Annotated in this window: 15 protein-coding genes; 8 read left to right on the top strand and 7 right to left on the bottom strand. The window is 66.7% G+C overall.

The features are described from left to right. Nucleotides 1-2: 2 nt before the first annotated feature. Nucleotides 3-3,776 carry a methionine synthase gene (gene metH, locus RT614_RS23440; protein WP_313624565.1) on the bottom strand — a complete coding sequence of 1,258 codons (3,774 nt, stop codon included), beginning with the start codon at nucleotides 3,774-3,776 and terminating at the stop codon, nucleotides 3-5. 448 nt (nucleotides 3,777-4,224) lie between these two features. Here metH and RT614_RS23435 point away from each other — a divergent pair, with 448 nt between their 5' ends. From RT614_RS23435 to RT614_RS23410, 6 genes are all read left to right on the top strand, one after another. Beyond that, nucleotides 4,225-6,270 carry a TonB-dependent receptor gene (locus RT614_RS23435; protein ID WP_313624564.1) on the top strand — a complete coding sequence of 682 codons (2,046 nt, stop codon included), beginning with the start codon at nucleotides 4,225-4,227 and terminating at the stop codon, nucleotides 6,268-6,270. Nucleotides 6,271-6,323: 53 nt separating this feature from the next. Continuing rightward, the gene (locus tag RT614_RS23430; protein ID WP_409558512.1) at nucleotides 6,324-7,229 is read left to right on the top strand and encodes a cobalamin-binding protein; all 906 of its coding nucleotides are present in this window, start codon (nucleotides 6,324-6,326) and stop codon (nucleotides 7,227-7,229) included. Nucleotides 7,230-7,370: 141 nt separating this feature from the next. Next, nucleotides 7,371-8,174 carry a thiazole synthase gene (locus tag RT614_RS23425; protein WP_313624563.1) on the top strand — a complete coding sequence of 268 codons (804 nt, stop codon included), beginning with the start codon at nucleotides 7,371-7,373 and terminating at the stop codon, nucleotides 8,172-8,174. Continuing rightward, nucleotides 8,171-9,013 (top strand): bifunctional hydroxymethylpyrimidine kinase/phosphomethylpyrimidine kinase, encoded by an 843-nt coding sequence (thiD, locus tag RT614_RS23420; protein ID WP_313624562.1) that lies wholly within the window; start codon nucleotides 8,171-8,173, stop codon nucleotides 9,011-9,013. Before RT614_RS23425 ends, thiD begins: the two co-directional genes overlap by 4 nt. A gap of 157 nt (nucleotides 9,014-9,170) precedes the next feature. Next, on the top strand, nucleotides 9,171-9,851 hold the full coding sequence (locus tag RT614_RS23415) for a protein-L-isoaspartate O-methyltransferase (protein ID WP_313624561.1): 681 nt from the start codon (nucleotides 9,171-9,173) through the stop codon (nucleotides 9,849-9,851). 79 nt (nucleotides 9,852-9,930) lie between these two features. Continuing rightward, nucleotides 9,931-11,262: a TolC family outer membrane protein gene (locus RT614_RS23410; RefSeq protein ID WP_313624560.1), complete on the top strand. Its 1,332-nt coding sequence runs from the start codon at nucleotides 9,931-9,933 to the stop codon at nucleotides 11,260-11,262. Between the two features lie 82 nt (nucleotides 11,263-11,344). Here the strand turns inward: RT614_RS23410 and rfaE2 are convergent, their stop codons facing one another. From rfaE2 to ubiE, 6 genes are all read right to left on the bottom strand, one after another. Then, a complete protein-coding gene (gene rfaE2, locus RT614_RS23405) occupies nucleotides 11,345-11,833 on the bottom strand; it encodes a D-glycero-beta-D-manno-heptose 1-phosphate adenylyltransferase (protein ID WP_313624559.1) in 489 nt (162 codons plus the stop codon). 19 nt (nucleotides 11,834-11,852) lie between these two features. Next, nucleotides 11,853-12,731 carry a ferritin-like domain-containing protein gene (locus RT614_RS23400; RefSeq protein WP_313624558.1) on the bottom strand — a complete coding sequence of 293 codons (879 nt, stop codon included), beginning with the start codon at nucleotides 12,729-12,731 and terminating at the stop codon, nucleotides 11,853-11,855. 183 nt (nucleotides 12,732-12,914) lie between these two features. Continuing rightward, nucleotides 12,915-14,468 carry a ubiquinone biosynthesis regulatory protein kinase UbiB gene (gene ubiB / locus RT614_RS23395; RefSeq protein ID WP_313624557.1) on the bottom strand — a complete coding sequence of 518 codons (1,554 nt, stop codon included), beginning with the start codon at nucleotides 14,466-14,468 and terminating at the stop codon, nucleotides 12,915-12,917. 3 nt (nucleotides 14,469-14,471) lie between these two features. Next, on the bottom strand, nucleotides 14,472-15,110 hold the full coding sequence (locus RT614_RS23390; RefSeq protein ID WP_313624556.1) for an SCP2 sterol-binding domain-containing protein: 639 nt from the start codon (nucleotides 15,108-15,110) through the stop codon (nucleotides 14,472-14,474). Between the two features lie 180 nt (nucleotides 15,111-15,290). Next, nucleotides 15,291-16,292, bottom strand: coding sequence for a Tim44 domain-containing protein (locus RT614_RS23385; protein WP_313624555.1), 1,002 nt, complete (start codon nucleotides 16,290-16,292; stop codon nucleotides 15,291-15,293). A gap of 177 nt (nucleotides 16,293-16,469) precedes the next feature. Beyond that, nucleotides 16,470-17,246, bottom strand: coding sequence for a bifunctional demethylmenaquinone methyltransferase/2-methoxy-6-polyprenyl-1,4-benzoquinol methylase UbiE (ubiE, locus tag RT614_RS23380; protein ID WP_313624554.1), 777 nt, complete (start codon nucleotides 17,244-17,246; stop codon nucleotides 16,470-16,472). Between the two features lie 161 nt (nucleotides 17,247-17,407). Between ubiE and phoB the strand changes: the two genes are divergently transcribed. Continuing rightward, on the top strand, nucleotides 17,408-18,106 hold the full coding sequence (gene phoB / locus RT614_RS23375) for a phosphate regulon transcriptional regulator PhoB (RefSeq protein WP_006227196.1): 699 nt from the start codon (nucleotides 17,408-17,410) through the stop codon (nucleotides 18,104-18,106). A 12-nt stretch (nucleotides 18,107-18,118) separates the two neighbouring features. Then, nucleotides 18,119-19,426, top strand: coding sequence for a phosphate regulon sensor histidine kinase PhoR (gene phoR / locus RT614_RS23370; protein ID WP_313624611.1), 1,308 nt, complete (start codon nucleotides 18,119-18,121; stop codon nucleotides 19,424-19,426).

The following is a 19,426-nucleotide window of genomic DNA, read 5'->3' as shown; positions in this document are numbered from 1 at the left end:
TCTTAGCCCAGGTTGGGCGCCAGCGTGCGCTTCAGGTCCTCGATGCTGCGACCGCTGCGGCGGGCGTAGTCTTCAAGCTGGTCCTGGCCGATGACGCCCACGTTGAAGTACTGCGACTGCGGGTGGCTGAAGTAAAAGCCCGACACGCTGGACGCCGGGTACATGGCGTAGCTGTCGGTCAGCATCATGCCGATATCGTCGCCGTCCAGCACGCGGAACATGTCGGTCTTCACCACGTGTTCCGGGCAGGCCGGATACCCCGGCGCCGGGCGGATGCCCACGTATTTCTCGGCGATCATGTCTTCGTTGGACAGGGCCTCGTCGGGCGCATAGCCCCACAGGTCCTGCCGCACGCGCGCGTGCAGGCATTCCGCGAAGCCTTCGGCCAGGCGGTCCGCCAGCGACTTGAGCATGATGCTGGAGTAATCGTCCAGCGCCTTTTCGAACTCCGCTTCCTTCTTCTCGATGCCCAGGCCGGCGGTGACGGCGAACATGCCGATGTAGTCCAGCTTGCCGCTGGATTTGGGCGCGATGAAGTCGGACAGGGACTTGTTGCTGACGCCTTCACGCTTGGCGCCCTGCTGGCGCAGGTTGCGGTACGTGAACAGCACCTCGCTGCGGGTCTCGTCCTTGTAGATTTCGATGTCTTCGTCGTTGATGCTGTTGGCCGGATAGAAACCGACCACGCCGTTGGCGGTGAGCCAGCGGCCCTCGATGATGCGCTTCATCATGGCCTGGCCATCGGCGTAGACCTTGCGCGCCTGTTCGCCCACAACCTTGTCGTCCAGGATGGCGGGGAACGGGCCGAACAGGCTCCACGTCTGGAAGAACGGGCCCCAGTCCACGTATTTCGCGACCTCGGCCAGGTCGTAGCTCTTGAAGGTGCGGCGGCCGATGAACTTCGGGCGCGGCGGGGTGTAGTTGTCCCAGTCGATCGCCGGACGCGAGGCGCGCGCCTCGGCCAGCGGCAGGATGGGCGTCGCCTTGCGATTGGCATGGCGACGGCGCACGTCTTCGTATTCCTCGGCCAATTCGGCCAGGTAGGCTTCCGACTGATCCGACATCAGGCTGGTCGCCACGCCCACCGAACGGCTGGCGTCCGGCACGTAGATGACCGGTCCTTCATAGTTGGGCGCGATCTTCACGGCGGTGTGCACGCGGCTGGTGGTGGCGCCGCCGATCATCAGCGGCACCTTGCGGCTACGGAAATACTCGTCGCGCTGCATCTCGGACGCCACGTACGCCATTTCTTCCAGGCTGGGCGTGATCAGGCCGGACAGGCCGACGATGTCGGCATTTTCTTCCTTGGCCTTTTCCAGGATCTGCGCGCAGGGCACCATCACGCCCATGTTCACGACTTCGAAGTTGTTGCACTGCAGGACCACCGACACGATGTTTTTGCCGATGTCGTGCACGTCGCCCTTGACCGTGGCGATGACGATCTTGCCCTTGGCGCGCACGTCGCCGCCGGCCGCCGCGATCTGGCGCTTTTCTTCCTCGATGAAGGGAATCAGGTGGGCCACCGCCTGCTTCATCACGCGCGCGGACTTCACCACCTGAGGCAGGAACATCTTGCCCTCGCCGAACAGGTCGCCCACGACGTTCATGCCGTCCATCAACGGGCCTTCGATCACCTCGATCGGACGGCCGCCGCGCGCGGCGATCTTCTGGCGCACCTCTTCGGTGTCTTCGACGATGAACGCGGTGATGCCGTGCACCAGCGCATGCGACAGGCGCTGCTCGACCTCGGCATTGCGCCACGCCAGGTCTTCTTCCTTCTTCGCCCCCGTGCCCTTCACGGAGTCGGCGAACTGCACCAGGCGTTCGGTGGGCGTGCGCTCGTCCGCCGGGTCCGTCTTGCCGACGGGTTCCGGGCGGTCCAGCACCACGTCTTCCACCAGATCGCGCAGCTTGGGATCCAGGTCGGCGTACACGCCCAGCTGGCCGGCGTTGACGATGCCCATCGTCATGCCTTCCTTCACCGCGTAATACAGGAACACGGTGTGGATGGCCTCGCGCATCGGCTCATTGCCGCGGAACGAGAAGCTGACGTTCGACACGCCGCCCGAGATGCGGGCGTGCGGCAGGTTTTCGCGGATCCAGCGCGTGCCTTCGATGAAGTCCACGGCATAGTGGTTGTGCTCGTCGATGCCAGTGGCGACCGCGAAGACGTTCGGATCGAAAATGATGTCTTCCGGCGGGAAGCCTTCTTCCTCGACCAGGATCTTGTACGCGCGGCCGCAGATTTCCTTGCGGCGTTCCAGCGTGTCGGCCTGGCCCTGTTCGTCGAAAGCCATGACGACCACGGCCGCGCCATAGCGGCGGCACAGGCGCGCATGGTGACGGAAGGGCTCCAGCCCTTCCTTCATGGAAATGGAGTTCACCACGGCCTTGCCTTGCACGCACTTCAGGCCGGTCTCGATGACTTCCCACTTCGAGCTGTCGATCATCACCGGCACGCGGGCGATATCGGGCTCGGAGGCGATCAGGTTCAGGAAGCGGTGCATGCAGGCCACCGAATCCAGCATGGCCTCGTCCATGTTGATGTCGATGATCTGCGCGCCGTTCTCGACCTGCTGGCGGGCGACTGCCAGCGCCTCGTCGTATTTTTCTTCGCGGATCAGCCGGGCGAACATCTTGCTGCCCGTCACGTTGGTGCGTTCGCCCACGTTGACGTACAGCGTGTCCTCGTCGATGTTCAGGGCCTCCAGGCCCGACAGGCGGGTCTTGACCGGGATGTCCGGAACGACGCGCGGGGTCAGCGAGGTGACCTTTTCGGCGATTGCCCGGATGTGGTCAGGCGTGGTGCCGCAGCAGCCGCCCGACATGTTCACCAGGCCGGCGCGCGCGAACTCCTCGAGCAACGCAGACGTGTCGGCCGGGGTTTCGTCGAAGCCCGTTTCGGCCATCGGGTTGGGCAGGCCGGCGTTGGGATACACGCAGACGTAGGTGTCGCAGATCTTGGACAGCTCGGCCACGTAGGGGCGCATCAGCGCCGCGCCCAGCGCGCAGTTCAGCCCGATGGTGACGGGACGGGCGTGGCGCACCGAATTCCAGAAGGCCTCGACCGTCTGGCCCGACAGGATGCGGCCGGACGCGTCGGTCACCGTGCCGGAAATCATCACCGGCAGGCGGATGCCGCGCTGCTCGAACACCTCTTCGGTGGCGAAAATAGCTGCCTTGGCGTTCAGCGTATCGAAGATGGTTTCGATAAGGACGATGTCGATGCCGCCATCCAGAAGGCCATTGAGCTGCTCGATGTAGGCGACGCGCAGCTCGTCGAAGGTCACGTTGCGCGCGCCGGGGTCGTTCACGTCCGGCGAGATCGACGCCGTCTTGGGCTGCGGGCCCAGCGCGCCGGCCACGAAGCGCGGCCGGTCCGGCGTGCTGTAGGCATCACAGGCCTCGCGCGCCAGCTTGGCGGACACCACGTTCAGTTCGTAGGCCAGTTCCGGCAGGTCGTAGTCGCCCTGCGCGATGGTCGTGGCGCCGAAGGTGTTGGTCTCGATGACGTCGGCGCCCGCTTCCAGGTACTGGCGGTGAATCTCGGAGATCACGTCGGGCCGCACCAGCGACAGCAGCTCGTTGTTGCCCTTCACGTCCTTGCCGTGATCGGCGAAGCGCTCGCCGCGGAAGTCCGCTTCGCCCAGTTTGTAGCGCTGGATCATGGTGCCCATGGCGCCGTCCAGGATCAGGATGCGCTTGCCCAGCAGGCGCGCGAATTCGCCGCCATGGGTATAGGCTTCGGGAGGGTACGGCAGGCGGGGATACGACACGATCAGGTCCAAATGGGTTGGCCACGGCAGCGCGAATGTGGCTAAAAAGCGAAAAACGCTGGAAAAACAAGCCCTGATCGTAACAAAATGGGCCTTCCCGCGCCTCCCGGTGATACAGTTTCGGCCCCGAACCGGTGCTTTCGGCGCAATTAGCAGGCAAAGACGCAACACTTGCCCGCCGCGCGCGGAAGATAAACGGGAAACAGGAAGACGCCCCCCAGCGGGCCGCCGCGCCGTCCACAAGGCCGCCCGGCAGCCCCCGCGTCCAGCCTGTGCTGCCCCCGCAACGGTCCCCATGCGCGCTCGCGCCCATGGCAGCCCGATACCGGCCTGTTCGCTCGTCAGGATGCTCGTTCCACGCCGCCCGGCCCCTTGGCCCGCCGCGGCCAGGGCATCCTCCCCATCGTGAATGGCCTGCGGGGTCGCGGGTCGCTTCGAGGTTATGTAGATGAAAGCCCGCTCCATCCGGCGCTACGCCGGCGCTCTGGTCTGTTCCGCCCCGGCGCTTGCCGCCGCCCAGCAAGCTGCCCCCGCCACCCCTGAACTCGACAAGATCACCGTCACCGCCCAGCGCGTGCCCACCGACGGCCGCACCCTGCCGGTGTCGATCTCGGTGCTTACCGCCGAAGACATCGCGGCCAGCAGCGCCCGCACCATGCAGGACCTGCTGTCCACGCAGGCCGGCATCAACCTGATCAACACCACCAGCTCCAGCGACAACGCCATCGTGGACCTGCGCGGTTTCGGCATCACGGGCGCCAGCAACACGCTGATCCTGATCGACGGCGTCAAGCAGAACACCAACGACCTGTCGGCGCCCAGCCTGGGCGTGGTGCCGCTGGACCAGGTGGAGCGTATTGAAATCGTGCGCGGCAGCGGCTCCGTCCAGTACGGCGGCGGCACCACCGGCGGCGTGATCAACATCATCACCAAATCGGATTTTTCGAAGGAACCGGTGACCGCCCGCGCCACCGCCACCTTCGGCAGCTACGGCCTGCGCCAGTACGACGCCGCCGTCTCGATGAACAACGAAAAGGTGGGCGTCGACGCCTACATGCAGTCGCTGCACAGCGACGGCTACCGCGACAACAGCGGCGAGCGCCGCGAAGGCGGCGGCGGCGGCATCACGTTCCGCCACGACGACGGCTCGATCCGCCTGTACGGCCGCACGACCACGCAGAAGCTGGAATTGCCGGGCCCGCGCTCGATCAACCCGTTCACCGGCGTGAACGAATTCCAGGACGACCCGCGCGGTTCGAAGAACGACGTCGATTTCGTCAAGACGACGACCACCACGTTCGGCCTGCAACTGGAACAGGCCATCGGCGCCGGCGTCCTGTACGCCGACCTGTCGACCCGCGAAAAGAAGCTGAACGGCCTGACCTATGACGGTTTCGGCGACACGCTGCGCGACCAGACGCTGGAAGAGAACATCGGCAGCATTCGCTACCGCCTGCCGATCAACGGCGGCCACAGCGTGGTGTTCGGCGCAGACGCGCAGGAAGCCAAGACCACGGCCGACCAGAACGCCTACTACGACTTCGAGCCGTCGCAGTGGCAGTCGCGCCAGCACCAGTACGGCCTGTTCGCCGAAGGCCAGATCCGCGCCACGGAAAGCACCTACGTGACGATGGGCGTGCGCCGCCAGTACGCGTCGGACGACCTGGACGTGATCTCGGGTTCCGGCACCCCGTCCGACCGCAGCAACCACCTGACCGCCTGGCAGTTGGGCGTGCGCCAGGACCTGCCCAGCGGCTTCGGGCTGTACGGCAAGGTCGGCCGCAGCTTCCGCCTGCCCAATGCCGACGAACTGCTGTCGGTCCAGTCGCCGCTGGCGCCCCAGACCTCCATCGACAAGGAACTGGGCGTCACCTGGCAATCCGCCACCAGCAGCGCGCGCCTGTCGTACTTCCACTATGACCTGACCAACGAGATCCAGTACAACCCGCTGGCCGACGGTCTGTGGGGCCCGGGCACCGGCGCGAACACCAACCTCGATCCGACCCGCCGTCAGGGCATCGAACTGGAAGGCCACACCGCCCTGTCCAGCAGCGTGACCCTGGACGCCAACCTGACCTGGATGGAAGCGCAGTTCCGCTCCGGCACCTACGCCGGCGTGGACCTGGCGGGCAAGACCGTGCCCCTGGCGCCGAAGTGGCTGGCCAATGCCGCCGTGACCTGGCGCCCCACCGATTCGTTCCTGTGGAACGTGGCGGCGCAGTACGTGGGCAAGTCGCGCATGGACAACGACCAGGCCAACCAGTTCGACAAGCAACTGGACGCCTACGTCCTGTTCAACACCAAGCTGGCCTACAAGTTCACGCGCAACATCGAAGGCGCCGTGGGCGTGAACAACATCTTCGACCGCCAGTACGCCACCTACGGCATCCGCGGCGGCAATGCGTCGTTCGAAATGCTGGGTCCGGTCGCCAACTACAGCCTGTACCCTGCCCCGGGCCGCAATTTCTACGCGTCGCTCACGCTGCGCTATTGATTGCCGGCTTCCGATATAGTCGGCGGGCCCCGCCGACTATTTCGAGATTCCTCATGACACCCCTCCGCGCTTCGACGATCGCCGGCCTGGCGCTGATGCTGGCGCTCGGTCCGGCGTTCGCCAGCGGCGCGCCGGCCGGGTCGGCGGCCGCCATCCAGGTCCACGACGACCGCGACCGCAACGTCGTCCTGGCCGCGCCCGCGCGGCGCGCGATCACCCTTGCCCCGCATGCCACCGAACTCGTCTACGCCGCCGGCGCGGGCGACTACCTGGTGGGCACCGTGCGCGGCAGCGACTACCCGCCCGCGGCCCGCGCGGTGCCGGTCATCGGCGACGGCACGCAGCCGGACGCCGAGCGCGTGGCCGCCGCCCGCCCCGACCTCTTGATCGCCTGGCAGCCGTCGGCCGCCGAACCCCTGGTGCGCGTGATGGACAAGCTGGGCGTACCCGTCTTCTACAGCGATCCGCTGACGCTCGAGGCCATACCCGGCGCCGTCGAGCGCATGGGCGTGCTGTTCGGCACCGAACCGGTCGCGCGCGCCACCGCGCAGGACCTGCAAAGGCGGCTGGACGCCCTGAAGGCGCGCTATGCGGGCCGGCGGCCCGTGCGTGTCTTTGTGCAGGCGGGCCTGGACCCCATCTTCACCCTGAACGACGCCAGCATCGTCAGCGACGCGCTGCGCCTGTGCGGCGGCGTCAATGTCTTTGGCCAGGCGTCCATCGTGGCGCCGCAAGTCACCCTGGAAGGCGTACTGGCGGCGCGGCCCGAGGTGGTGCTGGCCGGCGTCGGCCGCCCCGAGGATACGCAGGCGAACCTGTCTGCATGGCAGAAGATGGGCCTGCCCGCCGCCCGCCAGGGCCACGTGTACGGGATCGACGCCGACGCGCTGTACCGGCCGGGGCCGCGGCTGATCGACGCGGCAGAGACCCTTTGCGCGGACCTGGACCGGGTGCGCTGACGCGCGTCTTGCGCAAATAGTGGAACGCGCTTGGCGACGGCCGGCTCCTGCCACACCGCGACCTGCTTTATCATTCGGGCATCAGACAGCCAGTCCCCCGCGGGCCTCGCATCGTGCGCGCCCGCCCTTTGAAGCACCGCCATGACCACACAAGACACTCTCACCATCGCCGGCCGCGTCTATTCGTCGCGCCTGCTCGTCGGAACCGGCAAGTACAAGGACTTCGAACAGACTCGCGCGGCGCTGGACGCCAGCGGCACCGAAATCGTCACCGTCGCCATCCGCCGCACCAACATCGGCCAGAACGCCGGCGAACCGAACCTGCTGGACTACGTCCCCACGTCAAAATTTACGCTGCTGCCGAACACGGCGGGCTGCTACACCGCCGATGACGCGGTGCGCACCCTGCGCCTGGCGCGCGAGCTCCTGGACGGCCATGACCTCGTGAAGCTGGAAGTGCTGGGCGATCCCCACACCCTGTTCCCCAACATGCCCGAAACGCTGAAGGCCACCAAGACGCTGGTCGACGAAGGGTTCAAGGTCATGGTCTATTGCACCGACGACCCCATCCAGTGCCGCATGCTCGAAGACATGGGCGCCGTGGCCGTCATGCCGCTGGCCTCCCTGATCGGCTCGGGCATGGGCATCCTGAACCCCTGGAACCTGCGCCTGATCATCGAGCAGGCCCGCGTGCCGGTCGTCGTCGACGCCGGCGTGGGCACCGCGTCGGACGCCGCCATCGCCATGGAACTGGGCTGCGACGCCGTGCTGATGAACACCGCCATCGCCGCAGCCCGCGACCCCGTCCTCATGGCCAGCGCCATGAAAAAGGGCGTTGAAAGCGGCCGCGAAGCCTTCCTGGCCGGCCGTATGCCCAAGAAGCTCTACAGCGGCGCGCCCAGCTCGCCCACCGAAGGCCTCATCACCGCCGGTCCCGCCAAATGAGCTCCCGCCAGCCGGCCGCCAGCGGCCGTCCCATTCCCAATGCGCTGACCATCGCGGGCGTCGACCCCTCCGGCGGCGCCGGCATCCTGGCCGACGTCAAGGCCATGAGCGCGCTGGGCGCCTATGGCTGCGCCATCATCGCCGCGCTGACCGCGCAGAACACGCAGGGCGTGACCGGCATTTCGCCGGTGCCGCCCGCCTTCGTCGGCCTGCAGATCGACACGCTCTTCACCGACGTGCGCATCGACGCGGTCAAGGTCGGCATGCTGGGCCAGCGCCCGGTCATCGAAGTCGTGGCTGAAAAGCTCGCCAAGTGGACGCCGTCCCACGTGGTGCTGGACCCGGTCATGGTCGCCAAAAGCGGCGACCTGCTGCTCGAGAACGACGCCGTGGGCGCCATGCGCGAAGCCATGCTGCCCCTGACCACCCTGCTGACGCCCAATCTGCCCGAGGCCGGCGTGCTGCTGGAAGAACGCCCGGTCGAAACGGTCAAGGAAATGCGGCGCGTGGCCGAACGCCTGCGCAACAAGCTGGCGCATTCGGGCGAACGCTGGGTGCTGGTCAAGGGCGGACATCTGCCCGGCAGCGAAACCATTGACCTGCTGCACGACGGCGACCGCATGATCGAACTGCCCGGCCACCGCATCGATACCGCCAACACGCACGGCACCGGCTGCACGCTGTCGGCCGCGCTGGCGGCTCTGATCCCGCAAATCGGGGACGTACCGGAATCCGCCAAGCGTGCCAAGGCTTACCTCACCGAAGCGATCCGCCACGCCGAGCGCCTGTCGGTGGGCTCGGGCCACGGACCGGTCCACCACTTCCACGGATGGTGGTAGCGGCCACGGCCCTGCTTTCAGACGGCGCCCACGGGGCGCCGTCTGCTTTTGCGGGGTACGGCGTCCCGACTGAAACATCTACCGGCGGGGCGGGCCGTCACAGGACGCTACGAATCGGTACAATGGCCTGTTGATTCCTCTGTTTTTTCTGACCGTCATGAACGCTTCGACCCTGCCCGACGTAGAACAAGCCCGCTTCAATATGGTGGAACAGCAGATCCGCCCGTGGGACGTCCTGGACGCCAACGTGCTGCAAGCGCTGTTCGATGTGCGCCGCGAACAATTCGTTCCGCCGGCCCTGCGCGCCCTGGCGTTTTCCGACCTTGAGCTGCCGCTCGAGATCAATGCGGTCAATACGCGTCAGACCATGCTGGCCCCCAAGGTGGAAGCCCGCCTGGCGCAGGAGCTGCTGCTGACCAAGTCCGACTGCGTGCTGGAAATCGGCACGGGTTCCGGCTATCAGGCCGCCCTGCTGGGCTACCTGGCGCAGCAGGTCACCTCGGTTGAAATCGACAGCCGCCTGGTGACCTTCGCGCAGCAGAACCTGCAGATCAACAACGTCACCAACGTCAAGGTCGAAACCGGCGACGCCCGCAACGGCTGGGGCTCCACCGAATACGACGCCATCCTGGTCACCGGTTCCGTGCCGGTCGTGCCGGACGCACTGAAATACCAGCTGCGCGTGGGCGGTCGCCTTGTCGTGGTCGTCGGCCAGGCTCCCGTCATGACGGCCTGTCGCATCACCCGCACCACCGCCGCCAGCTTCGAAACCGTGAACCTGTTCGAAACCGTCATCAAGCCGCTGCGCGGCGTCGCGGTCTCCCAGTTCAAGTTCTAAACCCGCAACCTCGCCGCCCGCGCCCGGCCCCGATACAGGCCGGCGCATCGCCCGGCGGCCCGGCGTATCGTTGAAGATCATGCGCGTCCGCTCGCTTACGGCTTTACTGGTATTCACCTCTGCCGCAAGCGTCGGCCCCCTGACCGCCTCTGCGCAAAACCTCGTCCAGGTCTGGCAGGCCGCGCTGGGCAACGACCCCGTCTACGCTGCGGCGCGCGCCAACTACCGCGCCGGCCTTGAAAAAGAACCCCAGGCCCGCGCGCTGCTGCTTCCGCTGATCTCCGCGGAAGCCGGCGGCGCCTACCAGGAAACCCGCAGCACCCGCGGCCTGTCCTACGCGTACAGCGGCGGGCGCGGCGTGTGGGACCTGGCGCTGACCCAACCGCTCTTCGACTGGGGCCGCTGGCAGAACTTCGAACAGTCCAAGCTTATCGTCGCCGACGTCGAGGTCCAGCTTCAGCAGGCCTATCAGGACCTGCTGCTGCGCGTGGCGGACGCCTACTTCAACGTGCTGTATGCCCAGGACACGCTGACCGCCACCGAAGCGGAAAAGGCCGCCGTAGGCGGGCAGCTGGAATCCGCCAAGCGCAACTTCGAACTCGGCAACGCCACCATCACGGACACGTACGAGGCCCAGGCCCGCTACGACCTTGTCGTCGCGCAGGAACTGCGGCTGCAGAACGATCTCGACGTCCGCCGCGAGGAACTGGCCAAGATCATCGGCACGGCGCCCGGCGCCCTGTCCGAACTGCCCTATGGCGTGCAACTGCCCGCACCGCACCCGGCGCGCGTATCGGACTGGAGCACCCAGGCCGAATCGTCCAGCCTGGAAGTCCTGCGCGCGCAGCTCCTGACCCGCATCGCCGGCCGCGAAATCCAGATCGCCAAGAGCGGCCACTACCCCACGCTCAACCTGCGCGCCACCAGCGGCAGCGCCAGCGACGCCGTGATGCGCAACGCGGCGCCCGGCAAGCCTATCGACAACACCATCGGTGTGGTGCTGTCCATCCCGCTGTATTCGGGCGGCGGCGTGTCCTCGCAGGTCACGGAAAAGGTGGAACTGGAGCAAAAGGCGCGCTACGACTTCGAGGCGGCGCGTCGCCAGGCCGTCCAGGCCGCCCGCCAGTACTACACCGGCGTCACCAGTGGCCTGGCGCGCATCCAGGCGCTGGAAGCCGGCGAGAAGTCCAGCCGCGCCGCCGTGGAGGCCAACCGGACGGGCTACGAGGTCGGGGTGCGCATTAACCTGGACGTGCTCAATGCCCAGCAGCAGCTCTACGCCACCCAGCGCGACCTGGCGCTGGCCCGCTACAGCACCGTGCTGTCCAGCCTGCGCCTGAAGGCCACCAGCGGCATCCTGGCCGAATCGGATCTGGAAGCCATCAACCGGCTGCTGCGCGACCCTCGCTGACGGCCTGACAGGCAGTCTCGGACAAAAGAAAAAGGCGGCCTCGCGGGCCGCCTTTTTCTTTGAGGTCGAGGGCGGTTGTCGTTCAGCCGCCCTGGATCTTCTTCACCAGCGCCGTGGTGGAACGTTCGAATTCAAAGGGAATCGCCACGGCACGCCCGCCCCAGGTTTTCACCAGCGCGGTCTCGGGCAACGTTTCCATGTCGTAGTCGCCGCCCTTGACGATGAGGTCGGGCTTGATCTGCCCGATCAGCGCCTCGGGCGTGTCTTCGTGGAAGGACGTGACCACGGTCACGAAGCCCAGCGCGGCCAACAGCGCCGCCCGGTCTTCCATGCGGTTCAGCGGACGCTCCGCCCCCTTGCCCAGGCGGCGCACCGATTCGTCGGTGTTCACCGCCACCACCAGCGTGGCGCCCAACTGGGCGGCCTGGTCCAGGTAGGTGGCGTGTCCGCGATGCAGGATGTCGAACACCCCGTTGGTGAACACCAGCGGCCGCGGATAGCGGCCGGCGGCGATGGCGGCGACGCATTCGTCGCGGGACAGGACCTTGGATTCGAAACGGGCGGCGGACATGCGGCGATTATAGGAGGGATCAGGCGCCGGCCAGGATGATCTCTTTATCCTTGGGAACGATCAGCGCCGTCATTTCCTTGCGGTAGCGGTTCAGGTCCTTCACGGTCTCGAAGCTGCGGTCCATGAGCTTGGACAGGATGTGCAGGATCCGCGTGGCGACCTTTTGTTCCCAGACGCCGTCAAAGCGGATCTGCGTGTCCAGCCAGTGCTCGAGCCAGCCGGGTTCCGGCAGGCGCGACTGCACGGTGTCGTTCGGGAACAGGTCTTTGTTCACGTGCAGGTTGGTCGGGTGCAGGGCCTGCTGCGTGCGGCCGGCCGAAGCCATCAGCACGCCGATCTTCGAGAACGCCAGCCGGGCCTGCTCGCTGGTGTGCTGCCCGCGGTCATGCAGTGCGCGGCGCATGTATTGCAGATAGGCGCCGGCGTGGCGCGCCTCGTCCTGCGCCACCGTCTTGTAGATGGCCTTGATGACGGGCTCGGTGTGCCATTCCGCGGCGCGACGATACCAGTGGTTCAGGCGCACTTCACCGCAGAAGTGAAGCATCAGCGTTTCAAGCTCCGGCGCGGCGTCGAACTCGAAGCGCACGTTGTGCAGTTCTTCTTCGGTGGGCACCAGGTCCGGGCAGAAGCGCCGCAGGTATTCGATCAGCACCAGGGAGTGCTTCTGCTCTTCAAAGAACCACACCGACATGAACGCGCAGAAATCGCTATCGCCGCGGTTGTCGCGCAGGAACATTTCGGTGGCCGGCAGCGCCGCCCACTCGGTGATGGCGTTCATCTTGATCGTGTGGGCCTGTTCGTCCGAGAGCTTGCTGCGGTCGAAGTCGCCCCAGGGAATGTCGTGCGCCATGTTCCAGCGCACGGCTTCCATGGTCTTGAAGAGTTCAGGATAAAGCATGTTCTGCCCTTGTATTCGTCCCGCTAGTGGGGCTATGAAAATTGATGAATGGCGCGCGCGTTCTTATAGGCGGAGGCGCTGCATTCCATCCACCGCAGCGCTATTTTTCGCCGTCTCCCGCGAAGCTATGATGACCGTTTCATGAATGAAACATGACAAGGATGGTCTAGATCATCGCGCCGCCTATCGGGTCAGGGCCCATATGGCGACCCCGACGGCCAGCGCCAGCACCCCAACCAGCGCTGCAACCAGCCGGTTGTTCTGCTCCTGCGCGCGGCGCAGCTGCGTCATCTCGGCCAGCAGCGCCGGCGAGACATTGGGACGGCTCAGGTGGTCATGGACCAGCCTGGGCAAGGCCGGCAGCATTTGCGACCACTGCGCGGCTTCTTTTTCCAGGCTCTGGCGCAGGCCCTGGAATCCGACACGCTGGCGCATCCAGCGTTCCAGATAGGGCTTGGCCGTCTTCCAGAGATCCAGGTTGGGATCGAGCTGGCGGCCCAGTCCCTCGACGTTGAGCAGGGTCTTTTGCAACAGGACCAACTGCGGCTGGATCTCGACATTGAACCGGCGCGACGTCTGGAACAGCCGGAGCAGCACCTGCCCCAGCGAGATTTCCGACAGCGGACGGTCAAAATACGGTTCGCAGACGGCGCGCACCGCGCCCTCCAGTTCTTCCTCGCGCGTGTCGGGCGGCACCCAGCCCGACTCGATATGCAACTGCGCCACCCGGCGATAGTCGCGGTGGAAGAACGCCAGGAAGTTCTGCGCCAGGTAGTTCTTGTCGAACTCGGACAGCGATCCCACGATGCCGAAGTCCAGCGCAATATAGCTGCCCAGCGTCCCGGGGCGGTCCGACACGTAGATGTTGCCCGGGTGCATGTCGGCATGGAAAAAGCCGTCGGTGAACACCTGGGTGAAGAAGATTTCAACGCCGGTGCGCGCCAGCGTGGGGATGTCGATGCCGGCCTCGCGCATGCGCTCGACCTGGCCCACCGGCATGCCGTACATGCGCTGCATGGTGAACACGGTGGAAGCCGTGTATTCCCAGATCACCTCGGGCACGATCAGCATGTCGCCGCGGCCGGATTCGGGACCGAAGTTGCGGCGCAACTGGCTGCAATTAGATGCCTCGCGCACCAGGTCCAGCTCGTCGTGCAGGTACTTGTCGAACTCCGCCACGACCTCGCGCGGCTTCAGGCGGCGGCCGTCCGGGCCCAGGCGCTCGATGATGCGCGCCACGACCTTCAGCAGCGACAGATCCTTTTCGATGATGCTGAGCATGCCCGGGCGCAGCACCTTGACCGCGACTTCGCGGCCGTCGTGCAGGACGGCAAAGTGGACCTGCGCAATCGAGGCCGACGCGACGGGATCGATCTCGAACTGCGCGAACAGCTTGTCCGGAGGCGCGCCCAGGGCAGCCTCGATGCAGGCCGCCGCCTGCGCCGACGGGAACGGCGGCACGCGATCCTGCAGCAGGGCCAGTTCGTTCGCGATGTCGGCCGGGATCAGGTCGCGCCGCGTGGACAGCACCTGCCCGAACTTCACGAAAATGGGGCCCAGCGATTCCAGCGCCAGGCGCAGCCGCTGGCCGCGCGGGGTGCGCGGGCGCGTGCCCAGTCGGATGACTCGCAGCAGGCAGGTGGCCAGCGGATGGTTCAGGCTGGACAACACCAGTTCGTCCAGGCCATAGCGCAGCGAAACGAGGATGATGCGGAAAAGGCGCAGCAAGGGGAACATGGATCAGGCGCCCCGCTTTGCGCTGGCCGAAGCCAGGCGGGTTTGCAGCGCGGCCGCCGAACGGGCCAGCGCGTCCGCGCGGGCGTTCAGGTCGGCCAGGTCCAGCCGCCACTGCTCCAGGGCCGGACGGCCCGCCAATACGCCGCTTTCCTCGGACAGGTATTCCGAGACGTTTTCAGCAAGCCGCTGACCGGCCGTGCGCGCGCCGCCGACCACCGCGCGGGCGCCCCCCACGATGCGCAGCGCGGCGATGTCGCCCACCACGCGGGCCAGTGTGTCCTCGGGATCCCAGCGCAACTGCTTGGACAGGTCGGCAACCACCTGCGCCAGCGCCGCGTCCCCGGAAATATGCGTGGCCTCGGCGAAGTCCGGCGTTTCGCGGCCGGCGCCCAGGCGCGGCAGCGGCAGCTTTTCAGGGGCGACGGTCAGGGTAACGTCTGGCACCACGGCGGGGTCGGCCTGGTCGGCCAGCCCTTCGCTGTCGATGGACAGGCCAAGGGTGAATCCACCCATGGCAAACCGCACCGTCTTGCCGGCATGCCGGGCCAGGCGTTCGCGCGCCCAGTCCTCGCGCCGCAAGAGGGCGTTGAGGGCGCTGATGGCCAGGCGCGTGGGGGTGGGCAGGAACGGAAGAGGCAGCATGACGGTTGCAACGACCCGATGGCGGGGCTTGCCGAAGTTGATGGGTAAATCGGGAGTGTAACGGGTTAGATGGGTGCCTGTTCTGCGGGGGCACATGGAAAAACCGGCCCTTGAGGGGCCGGTTCAAGCGGACGCCTTATGGCGCCCGCGGCACAGATCGGTCGAGCAGGGCCGCCAGGCTTAGCTGGCGTGCTCCACCGGGATCTGCTGGATGCCGGCCAGCAGCCAGCCGCCCGTGGCCGGCTTGAACAGGTTCCAGACCTCTTCGAAGCGGAAAGCTTCGGCGCCCGGAGCCTCGCGCAGCATGCCGGAGAAGCGCACGCTGGCCAGGTGACCGTCGGAAACCGTTTCGATGCCCAGCATTTCGGCGTTCAGCAGGACCACTTCGGTCTTGTTGGGCGCCGCGCCGCGCTCGGCCAGCTGGGGCTTGAGCTCGGTGATCAGGTCGTCAGTGAGGAATTCGCGCAGGTTGTCGACGTTGCCGCTGTCCCACACGCCTTGGATCCGGACGAACTGGTCCTTGGCTTGCTTCAGGAAGTTCGCCGTGTCGAAATCGCCCGGCACGAACCAGTTGGTGTCTTCGCCCATCTTGGGCAGGACAGCCGGAGGAGCGACCGGTGCAGCAGCGGCAGCGGCAGGCGCAGCGGCGCCGGGCTGCAGCGATTCGCGCCACATCGGTTGCTGTTGCTGCTGGCCCGAGGCGTTGTTGCCACCGCCGAACGCGCCCTGGGTGGCAGTGCGCGGACCGGCGCCGCGCAGGCGGCGGATGATGAACATGACGGCGAAGACGACCGCGGCGATCAGCAGCGCGGACGACAGGAACTCCAGGAACGCGCCCGACAGGCCCATGCTGGAGAGCAGCGCGGCGATACCCAGGCCGGCGGCGATGCCGGCGATGGGGCCAAGCCAGCGCGAAGCGCCGCTCTTGGCGGCGGCGCCCGCGGCGCCAGCCGTGGCCGCGCCAGCGGCTGCCGGAGCGGCGGTGGCGCCTGCCGTGCTGCTGTTGGCGGCGGGCGGCGTGGTGGCCTGGCGCTGCTGCGTTACGTTGGACGATTGGCGGCCGACGCTCGAGCCGCCGCCAGCGCGGCGGGCTTCGGCGTCAAACGACGCCGTCACCAGCGCAGCGCCGGAAACGGCGATGAGCGCCGCGGCGACAAACCGCGAAAGACAGAATTTGGACATAGGTTTGCTCCCTCGTACTCGCGCCCCCGCTGCCCCGAGCAACGGGAGGGCCCCGCAATACGCGAGACCATCTGCGCGACTTTTCTTACAGTAATCTGAATGGTGTAAGAATAACGGACAAGCCGTCGCCCGACAAGTTCCCCGCCGGAGGGTGAAACTTGCCGTGGACGCCCCGCGTTATCCCAGCCGCACGCCTTCGTGCAGGGCGGCGATGCCGGCAGTCAGGTTGAAGTACTGGACCCGTTCGAGCCCGGCCGTGCGCAGCATGTCGGCCAGGGTGTCCTGGTCGGGGTGCATGCGAATGGATTCCGCCAGGTATCGATAGCTGGCTTCGTCCTTGGCGACCTTCTTGCCCAGCCAGGGCAGCACATTGAAGGAATACCAGTCGTACGCAGGAGCCAAAGGCTTGGCGATGCGCGAGAATTCGAGGACCAGCAGCTTGCCGCCCGGCTTGAGCACCCGGGTCATTTCCGCCAGGGCGCGGTCCTTGTGGGTCATGTTGCGCAGGCCGAAGGCCACGCTGACGCGGTCGAAATAGCCCGAAGGGAACGGCAGGCGTTCAGCGTCGCACACGGCGGCGGGCACCAGCAGACCGGCGTCGGTCAGCCGATCCCGGCCCACCCGCAGCATGGAATCATTGATGTCGGTGAGCCAGACCTCGCCCGTGGGGCCGGCGCGCTTGGCGAAGGCGCGGGCCAGGTCGCCCGTGCCGCCGGCGATGTCCAGCACCTTCATGCCGGGGCGGATGGCCGCACGGCCAATCGTGAATGCCTTCCAGACGCGGTGCAGGCCGCCCGACATGAAGTCATTCATGATGTCGTAGCGCTGGGCGACCGAATGGAAGACTTCGGCGACCTTGCGGGCCTTATCGCTTTCCGGGACCGACTGGAAGCCGAAATGCGTGGATGCCGAGTCCGAGCTGGAGGATTGTTGCGATTCGGAGGGGTTTTGCATGGTGTATTCCCGATATATCGTTCAATGGTAGCCTATCGGGCGCGCGCCGGCGGCGGACTCAGCCGCCAGATGACGCGCTGCGGTCACATACCTGAAATATTGCGGCCATACTATCGCAATGTTCGCGCCGCGCCGGCGCTCCGAAGTGTGCCAAATTCCACATGTCCAGCACCATCCTCGTCGTCGAAGACGAACCCGCAATCCAGGAACTGATCGCCGTCAACTTGTCCTTCGCCGGGCACAAGGTGCTGCGCGCCTTCGACGCCGACCAGGCCCAGACGCTGATCCGCGCCGAGCTGCCCGATTTGATCCTGCTGGACTGGATGCTGCCCGGCACGTCCGGCCTGGCCATGGCGCGCAAGCTGCGCAACGACGAGCGCACCCGCGCCGTCCCGGTCATCATGCTGACGGCCAAGGGTTCCGAGCAGGACAAGGTTGACGGCCTGGAAGCCGGCGCCGACGACTACATCACCAAGCCGTTCTCCCCGAAAGAGCTGATGGCCCGCATCAAGGCCGTGCTGCGCCGCCGCGCGCCGCAGCTCACCGACGACGTGATCGACGTCGGCGGCCTGAAGCTCGATCCGGTGACGCATCGCCTGTCGGGCAACAGCCAGTCGCTGCAGATCGGGCCCACCGAATTCCGCCTGCTTCACTTCTTCATGACGCACCCCGAACGCGTCTTCTCCCGTTCGCAGCTCCTGGACCAGGTCTGGGGCGACCACGTGTTCGTGGAAGAACGCACGGTCGACGTCCACATTCGCCGCCTGCGCAAGGCCCTGGAACCCAGCGGCCACGACGCGCACGTGGAAACTGTCCGCGGCAGCGGTTATCGGTTTACGGCACAGCTTCCCACGCGGTAAAACTTGCGCACGATGATCTGGCTGCGCACACTTTTCCTGGTCGCCCTGTGGGCGGTGATTGCATTACTGGCGCAATGGCTCATTGGAGACCCGGCGGGCTGGCTGGTGTTTTCAACCGCGCTGACCGCCATGCTGCTCTGGCGAAGCTGGCGGCTGTCGCTGGTCTCCCGCTGGGCCAACCACCCCGACACCGCCCCGCCCGCTTCCGTGGGCCCGTGGGACGACATCCTCGCCCCGCTGTATCGCTACACCCGGGCCCGCGCCCGCGAACTGTCCGAGACCCGCGACACCATGCAGGGCATGCTGGCGGCCGCGCAGGCGCTGCCGGATGGCGCGGTCACCCTTAATGAAGACTTCCAGATCGACTGGTGCAACCGCATGGCGCGCCAGCACCTGGGCTTGCGCCTGCCCGCCGACCGCGGCCACAACCTGCTGAACCTGCTGCGCGCCCCCGAGTTCGTGGAGTACGCGCACCGCGCGTCCTGGCCGGAGCCCATCCTGGTGCGGCTGGGCCAGCAAGGCCAGGAACGGCTGATGATGATGCAGCTCACGGCCTACGCCAGCAACCAGCGCCTGCTCATCACGCGCGACGTCACGCAGATCGAACGCCTGGAAACCACCCGCCGCGACTTCGTCGCCAACGTCTCGCATGAACTGCGCACGCCGCTGACCGTGCTGGCCGGGTTCCTGGAAACGCTGCGCGACATGCCGGACGACGCGCTGCCGCAAGAGCAGCGTGCCCAGTACATCGACATGATGCATGAACAGGCGCATCGCATGCAGGCCATCGTCGAAGACTTGCTGACCCTATCCACGCTGGAATCGTCGCCGGGCAGCGATCCGCGCGCCGTCAACATGGGCGCGCTGCTGCAGAAGGCGCGCCAGCAGATCGAGGCGCTGTCGGGCGGCCGTCACGTGCTGGAATGGCACATCGACGAAAGCCTGGACGTGCTGGGCGCCGAGACCGAACTGACTTCCGCCCTGTCCAACCTGCTGACCAACGCGGTGCGCTACACGCCGGACGGCGGCAAGATCACCGTGCGGTGGGAGCGCGAGGCCGATGGCGGGGCGCACTACAGCGTGCAGGACACCGGCATCGGGATCCCCGCGCGCCACCTGCCCCGCCTGACCGAACGCTTCTACCGCGTGGACCGAGGCCGGTCGCGCGCCGTGGGCGGCACCGGGCTGGGGCTGGCGATCACCAAGCACATCGCAATGCGCCACGACGCCGAACTGCTCATCACCAGCGAACCCGGCAAGGGCAGCGTCTTTGCGCTGCGCTTTCCCCCGGACCGCATCGCCGTCGCCGAAACGGCCTGA

Origin of the sequence: Achromobacter sp. (assembly GCF_032102605.1) — a bacterium.
Classification (GTDB): Bacteria; Pseudomonadota; Gammaproteobacteria; order Burkholderiales; family Burkholderiaceae_B; genus Achromobacter.
The sequence above is the reverse complement of the archived record's forward strand: the minus strand, read 5'-3'. Positions and strand labels throughout refer to the sequence as shown.